The organism is Mycolicibacterium palauense, assembly GCF_002592005.1.
Lineage (GTDB): Bacteria > Actinomycetota > Actinomycetes > Mycobacteriales > Mycobacteriaceae > Mycobacterium > Mycobacterium palauense.
In genome coordinates, this window is record NZ_NVQF01000064.1 from 26,869 (window position 1) to 35,513 (window position 8,645).

The following is an 8,645-nucleotide window of genomic DNA, read 5'->3' on the forward strand; positions in this document are numbered from 1 at the left end:
TTCTGAAAACGCCACACCCGCCAACGACGGGACTACCGAGACAGGAACGCCCGGTATGCCTACAGTGCGCGGACCGTGTCCAGATAACGGTCCCGCGAGCGCAACCCGACCCTGACCCTGAACAGGGCAGAGACTATGCGCGTGTCTAACTGTTGCTCCGGTGTGAGCAACTGCGGCCCCGCGACTTCCTCAACGCTGTGAATCTGCGCAGTGAAGCCGTCAGCCATCGTGAACTTGAACCCCTGCATAGGCAGCAGCACCGCCCGGACCACCGATATCAGCGACCACGAATCGTCACGTGAACCCGTGACAGCGTTCACCTGGATGAACGCTTCGTCATAGTTGCGTTCGTAGTCGACGGTCCCGCCGGGTACCCGGAAAAACCACAGCACCGGGTCCGGGTCGGAGTCATCAAGCCAGCTATCGGGTGTCCAACTGCCACACTCAACGTCGGCGGCGAACACCTTGCCGAACATGTCGATCATCAGGTTTTCGACGTTGACGAAGTTGTGGTTGAACCATGTCGGGATCACAGGCCGTGCACCCGGTAACGGTCCAAAGCGGCCTGTTCAGCGAGGTTGAACCCCTGGAATCCGCCGCGGACATCGAAGCTGAACGGACCCATCGTTTCCGACGTGGCGAGCTGGCCCGGATTGCGCGCCAGGCGGCACGCCGCCGTCAAGATCACCGCGTTAATTTCAGCGTTAGGTTCGTCGGCGCTGTCGCCCTGGTCGAAACCCTCACCGCGCGTGTATGCCTGTGCCATCAGCCTCACAGCGTCCACCGCGCGTTGCGCTACAGCCTCCGTGGCCGCGCCCTCTAAGAGCGCGGCCACGTCTGCACCAGTAACCGGCGGCACGGCTTAGCTCGCGTCGTGCAGACGAACAACGCCAGCCGGGTTAGCGAAACCAAACCCGACGCGGGCCGTCGCTCGAACCTGCACAGCGTCATAGTCAAACGCCGCATCGGCGCTCATAACGACCGTGGTGCCGGTGCGCTGGACCACGTGAATCTGCGTTGCATCAACGCCCCACGCGTTACCGGCCGCTACGTCGGTAGACACCAGAACCTTGACCCCTGCCAGGCTCACGCCATCGGCCACGTTGTCCAACAGGCCCATATTCGAGCCGGTAGCCTGCTTAGCCTTCGCCAGGGCCAGCGCCACATCAGGCGCCAAGATGAAATGCGTCAACGCCGCACCATCAGCCAAAGCGGCAGCCTTAGCGTCATGGAACGGGTCCAGAGACGTAAGAGTCACCGTACCGGTATCGACCACATTCACACCCACCAGCGACAGCAGACCGCTCGGGCCGTTCGTCACCGTGTTGCCGAAGAACGCACTGTCAACCTTCTTAGCGACGGACCGCGCGAGCGCACGCCCGATCTGGTCGGCCACAGCCGGATTCGTATCCTGGGCTGCCTCGTTACTGATCTGGTTAAGACCGGCGACCTTCTTAGGCGTAATCACCAACTCGGTGTTCGTCGGGTCGGTAAGGCTGATCTGCGTGTTCTCGGCGTACCACCCGACAGCCGGGTCGGCGGTCAGCATCGGAAACCGGATTGTTTCCGAACCGGTCTGCGTGACCGTGCTCGCCTGGAATGCAATTGACTTCTCAGCCACGACAAGGTCAATAAGCTTGCCGTAATCCTCAGGGGTCCACGCCTGCGCCAGATTGCTATTTAGAACTGCCATATTTAGTTTTCCTTATTTAATTATCGCGATATTTGACTAACGGGTTAAGGGCACTTAAGCGCCCTTAGTCAGCGAGTCGACAACCTCAGCCAGATCCTTGGCGGCCTGACGATTCGGGTTGCTCGGCGCGCCGAACTCATGCAAAGCGCCGTATTCAAGGCCGGTGCCCACCGTCACCTTGCCGACAAGGCGGTCGCCCTGGTGGCCGCCCATAGTCACGAACGCGTTCGTAGAACCGGCCAGCTTGCCGGTCCGCTTAGCGACCCTGGCCCGGTACAGGGCCGCAACTAGGTTCGCTTGGCTCTGTAACAGGCCGCCCAGAGCAGGGCTCATTAGGACGGCTGCGCCCACGCTGCGCGTGTCGATGTCCCGCAGCGGATGCCTATTGCCGCTCACGTTGCCTCCAATCGGTAAACGACCCATCCGAAATTTCGGTTGGTGACCGGGTGGTCTTGGTCCCATTGCGCGCCGCCGACCACCCGGTACGTGTCGCCGCTGGCGCGTTCGATCCGGTCGCGGGCTTTCACATCGACGCCGCGTGGCACGTACAGTTCGGCTCCGGTGCTGGCGTTCTCGCCGCGTCCACCAACTGGGGTCGATGGTTGCGTGCTCCCCCAAGAGAGAACGCCTTGCACCGTGCCGTGGACTGTTTTATTCGGGTTGCCGTAGCGGTCGGTGTCGCCCCGGTACACCGTCAGCGACTCCATTAACCGCTCCGAAACAGGTCAGCGAACGTCGGGCCCCCGCTCGACGGTGTGGCCTGTCCAGCGCCTACGTCGCCCCACGCGGGTTTACGGTTCGCCAGGTGAGGCTTAGCCGCTAGCAGTGCGTTAATGGCCTCGTTGAGCGCGCCCGGGTCGTCTACGAGGTCGGCGTTAAACGGCACGTCGGTCGGGTCGGCCAACCGGCCGGTGGCGGCCACGCGCGCCTCAAATAGTGCGCGGGCGTACTTGTCTGCTCTAGCTTCGGCGTCGGCTAGCTTCTGCTCGCCCTCCGCGCCCCGGCCCTCATCCGGCGCCGCCTCAACGGTGTCGGGTGCGTCGCCCTCGGCGGGCTGCTCAACAATGTCGGTCATGTGTTCCTCTCAAGTCGTCTCGTAAAGCCGGTGCTTGCAACGCTTTCCGTAAGCACCACCCGCTGAGTGCAGTTACAGCCCTTGTGTGTGGGCATCGGATGGGCTTTGGGCCACACCCGCCCGTCACGCCACCACCACCGGCAGAGCTGGCACGGGTCGGCATCCATGTGCCGCACCCAACCCTCAATAAGGTCTTGCTCTTGCATGGCCTCATGGGTGGCGTTCTGCGCCGTCTCGAAAACCTCGGAGCGCGCTAAGCGCTCTAACCGCATGCCCGACACGTTTGCCGGACTCTCGATATCTGCTATCTGATCAGGCGTTACGGCATTTTGCCGACTGTTGCTGGCCGTCACTTTGGGGGCGTCCCCAAAGTGATCGCCGATCTTTGTGTTGGTGTCAACAAATTGATCGCTAAGCACGGTCGTCGCCGCCTTAACCAAGCGTTCGGAGCTGTCCACCGGCAGCACACCCACAGTCGGCACCGGCTGCCCGGCAAGCTCTTCGATCTGTACCGACAGCCACACGTCCGCCAGCGTCACCGCAGAAGCGTTAGCACGGTTGATAGCCGCCGCGATAAGTAGCACCGTCTCGTTAGGCGGTAAGCCCTCAGAGTTAAGTGCAAGCACTTCGCGTGCGGTGTCTGCTGCGAGCTGTTCGGTGGCTGCCTGGTAGTCGTCTACCGCGCTCACGCCGCCTCGGCAGGCGCGGGCGTCACATTACGGGACCCCGTAGAACGATCCTGACCAGCAGCGACGTTGACGCCCTGGCCGTCCAAAGCCTCAGCACGCGCAGCAGACCGCTCAGCGGCAATCTCATCATCGGAATAGCCCAGCTTGCGCAGCGTGCCAGCGCGGGACAACACCCCCGCCTGATACAGCTTGACCGCCGCGTCAGCCTCCTGTGCCTGCGACCGCGACGCCGGATCACCCCACCGCACACGAGGGGTCACACCCGCCGGGTCAACCCCGTCACGAACAGCCACCACCAGCGCGGCCACCCGCTCAAGCGCGGGCGCGAAGATCAGTTGCTTAGCCTCAACCCGGGCCACCAATGAAGATTCCTGCGCGCGTACAGCATCGGCAGAGGTGGGCTGCGCATCCCACGCCGCCAGATAAGCCGGTGGCAACGCTGAGATAGCGCCGATCTGCGCCATGATCACCCGCATAGACGACTCGTAGCCGCCCATATCGGCAGCCGACCACTGACCGAACTTCGCGGCCTCAGAACTAGCAACAGCCATCTTGAACCGGTCATCGCTAACCGGGCTGACCAGCTCCTTAACCGGGTTGCCCTGACTGTCCAGCACCGGGTTACCGTCGTCGTCCTTAACGACTTCCTCGCGCGGCTGCAAACCGGTCGCCCAACGGCGCGGCAGCCCAGTCGCCTCACTGGTACACGCCATATCAACAAGGAACTTGTTGGCAAGATCGACCAGCGGCAGCAGATCCGACACCTCAGAACAGCCATGCACGTCTAGGAGGCGGTCAGCGTTAATGACCGGCACCACCGGCACCACCCCCAGCGGGTTAAACCACGCGTCGACCTGCCGCAAAGCGCTAGCGCTGGCGCCCTTAGTCGGTGCTGAAAACCTCACGATCCGGTCCGGTAGGAACAGGGTGGCCTCGGTGCTCGTGCGGGTCTCCCAACGCTTCACCGCGCTTAGCACTTCACGGGTAGCCGGGTCACGCTCAACGCTGACTTGCCTAGCCGACTCCACCGTGATCAGCGGGGAACCGTCAGCCGCGGTGCTGACGAGCACAAACGAGCTACCCAACAGCAGGGCCTCACGGAACACCGTGCCGATGTTCTGCGCCATGTTCGACGCCTCCCATTCCTGGGAGATATCAACCCCGTCGAAAGCCTGCACCCTAAGCCGCTCAGCGATGCTAAGCACCGTAAGGCGCGGAATGTTAGTGACCAGACGGTTAAGTCTGCCGCCCAATAGTTTCCGGTGTTCCTCCGCGAGAAACGCTAGCGGTTGCCTCCCGTACCAATACTTGTCCAGCGTGTTGTAGTGCCCGATCGGCGCATCGAGTTCCTTAACCAACCGGTTAAGCGTCTCAATATCTGTCTTGCTCAAAAGAACCAAACCCCGTTTTCAGTTGTGTTGTTAGCGGCCACCATTGCGCGGTCGTAAGCGATGATTGCGCCGATAGCGGCGTCAATCTTGCGTGGACTGTTACGGCGGTCCTTACGCACCGTGTCGCCGTGCATCGTCCGCTCAGCAGTGCAATGGGCCATGTGCGCGGATAGACGGTCGTCGCCGTCGTGGGACACTTTGCGGTCCATCACGGCGGCGTAGAAACGGTCATTGGCCGGTGCCATCCGCGTGACGACATTCGTGTCGTACTGAATCACCCGTCGCTCGCCGTACTTGCCTTGTAGCCGCTCAAAGTCCGTTCGCCAGAACGCCGGATCAAACGCAATCTCAGCAACGTCGTATCGGGCGAAAGCGGCGTCGATAGCGTCGAGCACTTCAACGCGCGGGATGCGGTAGCTGTGGTCACCGGGCCTGGGGTTCTCCCATAAGCCTTCAACCCACACGTGGCCGTCCATCGTGCAGCCCACCAAAGCCGTGCAGTCGCCCGAAACCGAACCATCAAAACCGAACGTCACGCGCTCGCCAGGCTTAACCGTGCGGGTGCTGTCTAGGCACGCATCCCACGCGCCCCACGGCAGCCACGCATCAATACCGCTGACCCACTGGCCTAGCCGTAGCTGCCGAAACACCGGCTCCCGAAGAGTCCGCATCGCGGCCAACATGCCGTCCTCGGCTAGAAACGCCTGCGGGCATGTCATCGCCGGATTAGCCGCCCGCCAGGCCGCACGGTCGTCCTTCGCACACCCGTCAGGCGCGCAGAACTCTTTCAGATAGAACGACGGGTCATCACCCACACGTCCGTGTTCCACAAGCCGCCACATGACGCTGTCCGGGCTCGTCGCAGGTGTCGAGATAGCCAACGTCAACGACTCATCAGGTGGCCGCTTACCCACCACCGACGTAGCCGCCTCCCACACCGCCTCAGTGACCACATGCAGCTCATCGACAATCAGCAGCGACGGGTCATAGCCATGCAGCGCGCCCGGCTCAGCAGGCAGCGGCAAAATCACGGCGTCGTTCTCCGGGATCACAAGCCGGTCGGAATACTCCACAACCCGCGCCGACAACTCGGGCGACTTAGCAACCATCGCCTTCGCGTACTTAAGGACGTGCCCGGCCTGCGCCCGGTCACTAGCCACCGTCAAAACCTCGGCTGACTCCGGGCCGACAAAACACTCAGCTAACGCCATCGCAGCCGCATAAGCCGTCTTACCGTTAGCACGCGGAATGGACACCAGCGCCGTACGAATACCCGGCGCGAACGCCCCACGCGTAATTTCCTGCTGAAACGGCTGCAACCGAAACGGCTTACCTACACCAGCCCCACGCGGAATACGCAGATACTCACGAACAAACTTTTCGCGCCGCTTAGCACGATCTTTCGGCCAATTTTTGAAGCTCAACGGGGGTGCTAACACTTGCTGTTTAGGTCCAGCGCGGACAGGCATACGCCCCCCTTCAATATTCAGTTATGCGTTCTGACCAGGCTTTTTGTGGCATACCGCAGCGTTGCCGATCACTTTCTCGGCGCCGCGAAAGTGAGCAGCATTTCACTTTCGAGTCGACTCGAAAGTAATCGAAAGTCTGCCTTGCCATTCGGGTACCCGACGCGACGACGCGGCCCTACCCCCCACCTTTGCCGTCTAATTTCAACGCTGAGCGACTTTTATGGGTGGGCTAGATAAGGACTACCCGAGCGCGCGTCTTTGTGGCTTAGCGTGGGTTACAGCGGCTAAATTGTCCGCTATGGCGCATCGGCGATGGATTCGACGCACTGACCGCAAGTGCACAACGTGCCCCAACGACCCCCCTTGATCACTTTACTGGCGTCAGTAAAGTGACCCTGACGCGGCACTCTGATTTCGGAAGAAGTGGACGACATGATTGTTGACGGTCAGGTTTACGCGTCCGATGCTATCCGGGCTTTGGTGCAGTCCTCAATGTCCTAACCCGGTTGATCCGGCGGGCGATATCGACGGTTAGCGGGCTGCGCCTCTGCGCCGGTTACAGTCGCCGCACACCACGTCGATGTCCTCTAGGCGGATCGGTAACCCGTTCGCTTTGCGTTGCCACGCCTGCGGTGAATGGTCTGCTTGTAGGTCTTGGTTGCTGCCGCAGTCGCTACACCAGGGCTGTTTAGCCCGTGCTCGTTTGCTTAGCCGTGTCCATGCGGTGTCGTAGCCGCGTTGCCTAGCGTTCCTTGTGTCCTTAGGTCGGTGCTGGGGGCAGCGTGCCCGGTCGCTTAACGCGCCGCACTCTAGGCAGGGCTTAAGTAGTCCCACGAGTTTCGAGTAGGTCCACTAGTGCGTTCGCTATCTGGTAGGCGTCGCGTGTGGTCATCTCTATTCGATGAACGAATTGTCCGTCTCGTGTGGGTCGGGAGATGCGCAGCCATTTGCCTTGTCGACTGACTGTGTACGGTTCGCCATGTTTGGCCTGCACCGTGATCGTGGCGCTCATTGGTCGATTCCTGCGGGGTAGCGGAGAATCGGTGGACGCATCCGCGCTTTGGCGGGCGTCACGGCTGCGGTGTTGACGGGGTTCAGTGCGTCGGTGAGTTTGGCTCTGAGGTCGTCAGCCTCGGCGATTGTGAAGTGCCCGACTACTTGGCCGTCGTGGGCGATGGTTACGCCTCCGGGCCGTTCGATTACGGCGATCATTGGTTTTCCCCCTGTGTTCCTAGAATGCTGTCGGCCTGCTCGCGTACCGCTAGCCATTCGGCTTTGGACAAGAGCACGGTGTGCCCGCTTTGACTGATGACGAGTCCGGGCCTGCCGTCGCGGCGATCTTTGACGTTGATATGTGCGCGGCGCTGGCCGGTGTCAGTTCTGATCTTCATGCCGCGTTTTCCTTGTCTGTGATTTTTGGAGCGTCGCCTTGCCTAGAGGTAGTCGGTGGGTCACCCCACGGGTCACCCGAAGAAACACCCGAAGAGATACCCGAAGAGATACCGGAGGGGTCCGCAGCCGTGCGGACCTTTTCCGTGCTCTCCTGCGGACCTTTTCCCGCAGCCGTGCGGACCTTTTCCGGCACCGCTGCGGACCTTTCCCAGGAATCCCCCGCATCCGTGCGGACCTTTCCCGGAATCACCAACCGGTACTCAGCCGTACGGCCCGCGCCGCCGCGCCCACCACGGGCCGCCCGCGTCTCAACCCACAGACCGTGCTCGATCCCGTCCCGCCGAGCACGCGTCACCGTGTCCTCTGACACAGCGACCTCAGCGGCAACCGTCCTGTTGTCGCGCCAGGCGCCTTTCCCGTCCTTATCCGCTGTCGCCCCGATATGCATGATGACAATGCGCCGCTCCGCCGTGATGCCCGTGCACCGCCTTACGGCGTCCATCCATTGCAGCTTGCTGAAACTCTCCACTTAGTTACCCTTAACTGCGCGCCAAAGCGCGCTTCCCAATCAACCCCTAAGGGGTCCCCTTAATAAATGCGCCTAAGCCGCCCAAAGCGGCGTTATGGGCGACCGCCTCGCCGCGTAGCTGCACGCTGCTGGTCAACCCACCGTTCCAGCGCTGGCAGCTCATAAACCACCCGACCCGCATACGTAAATGACTCCGGTCCGATATTCCGCTGCCGGTACCGGTACAAAGTCTTGACGGTAAGCCCCGTCCATTCTGCTGCCTGCTCAATCGTCAGCAGGCGGCTAGCCTCGATTTTGCGTGGTAGTTGGTGTGGGCTCGGTCTGGTGCCGAGTTGTGTTGTTGAGTAGCGGTTTTCGTGTGGCGGCGTGGTTGGTCTGTCCCGTGACGCCGGGCGGGGCGGGCTTTC

General features: G+C 61.7%; 13 protein-coding genes. All 13 read right to left on the minus strand.

Annotation, left to right across the window (positions count from 1 at the left end; translation table 11 throughout):
- Nucleotides 1-59 precede the first annotated feature (59 nt).
- Nucleotides 60-485 carry a phage tail termination protein gene (locus CSR00_RS21505; RefSeq protein WP_099024471.1) on the minus strand — a complete coding sequence of 142 codons (426 nt, stop codon included), beginning with the start codon at nucleotides 483-485 and terminating at the stop codon, nucleotides 60-62.
- Between the two features lie 44 nt (nucleotides 486-529).
- Nucleotides 530-766, minus strand: coding sequence for a hypothetical protein (locus CSR00_RS21510; RefSeq protein ID WP_245906362.1), 237 nt, complete (start codon nucleotides 764-766; stop codon nucleotides 530-532).
- Between the two features lie 96 nt (nucleotides 767-862).
- Nucleotides 863-1,693 (minus strand): phage major capsid protein, encoded by an 831-nt coding sequence (locus tag CSR00_RS21515; protein ID WP_099024457.1) that lies wholly within the window; start codon nucleotides 1,691-1,693, stop codon nucleotides 863-865.
- 54 nt (nucleotides 1,694-1,747) lie between these two features.
- Nucleotides 1,748-2,089, minus strand: a complete 342-nt coding sequence (locus tag CSR00_RS21520; RefSeq protein WP_099024458.1) for an HK97 gp10 family phage protein — start codon at nucleotides 2,087-2,089, stop codon at nucleotides 1,748-1,750.
- Nucleotides 2,086-2,400: a hypothetical protein gene (locus tag CSR00_RS21525; protein WP_099024459.1), complete on the minus strand. Its 315-nt coding sequence runs from the start codon at nucleotides 2,398-2,400 to the stop codon at nucleotides 2,086-2,088. The genes CSR00_RS21520 and CSR00_RS21525 overlap by 4 nt, the downstream gene beginning before the upstream one ends.
- Entirely contained in the window at nucleotides 2,400-2,768 is a 369-nt protein-coding gene (locus CSR00_RS21530; protein WP_099024460.1) for a hypothetical protein, read from the minus strand. Before CSR00_RS21530 ends, CSR00_RS21525 begins: the two co-directional genes overlap by 1 nt.
- Entirely contained in the window at nucleotides 2,765-3,457 is a 693-nt protein-coding gene (locus CSR00_RS21535) for a putative phage head morphogenesis protein (protein WP_099024461.1), read from the minus strand. The genes CSR00_RS21530 and CSR00_RS21535 overlap by 4 nt, the downstream gene beginning before the upstream one ends.
- Entirely contained in the window at nucleotides 3,454-4,848 is a 1,395-nt protein-coding gene (locus tag CSR00_RS21540) for a phage portal protein (protein WP_245906363.1), read from the minus strand. The genes CSR00_RS21535 and CSR00_RS21540 overlap by 4 nt, the downstream gene beginning before the upstream one ends.
- Nucleotides 4,845-6,272: a terminase large subunit domain-containing protein gene (locus CSR00_RS21545; RefSeq protein ID WP_245906365.1), complete on the minus strand. Its 1,428-nt coding sequence runs from the start codon at nucleotides 6,270-6,272 to the stop codon at nucleotides 4,845-4,847. Before CSR00_RS21545 ends, CSR00_RS21540 begins: the two co-directional genes overlap by 4 nt.
- Before the next feature lie 1,053 nt (nucleotides 6,273-7,325).
- Complete coding sequence (locus CSR00_RS30275) at nucleotides 7,326-7,529, minus strand: hypothetical protein (protein WP_141564425.1); 204 nt, start codon at nucleotides 7,527-7,529, stop codon at nucleotides 7,326-7,328.
- Nucleotides 7,526-7,708, minus strand: a complete 183-nt coding sequence (locus CSR00_RS30280) for a hypothetical protein (protein ID WP_141564426.1) — start codon at nucleotides 7,706-7,708, stop codon at nucleotides 7,526-7,528. Before CSR00_RS30280 ends, CSR00_RS30275 begins: the two co-directional genes overlap by 4 nt.
- Nucleotides 7,705-8,211: a helix-turn-helix domain-containing protein gene (locus tag CSR00_RS31825; RefSeq protein ID WP_407662494.1), complete on the minus strand. Its 507-nt coding sequence runs from the start codon at nucleotides 8,209-8,211 to the stop codon at nucleotides 7,705-7,707. The genes CSR00_RS30280 and CSR00_RS31825 overlap by 4 nt, the downstream gene beginning before the upstream one ends.
- 119 nt (nucleotides 8,212-8,330) lie before the next feature.
- Nucleotides 8,331-8,531: a helix-turn-helix transcriptional regulator gene (locus tag CSR00_RS31830; protein ID WP_407662495.1), complete on the minus strand. Its 201-nt coding sequence runs from the start codon at nucleotides 8,529-8,531 to the stop codon at nucleotides 8,331-8,333.
- Nucleotides 8,532-8,645 lie beyond the last annotated feature (114 nt).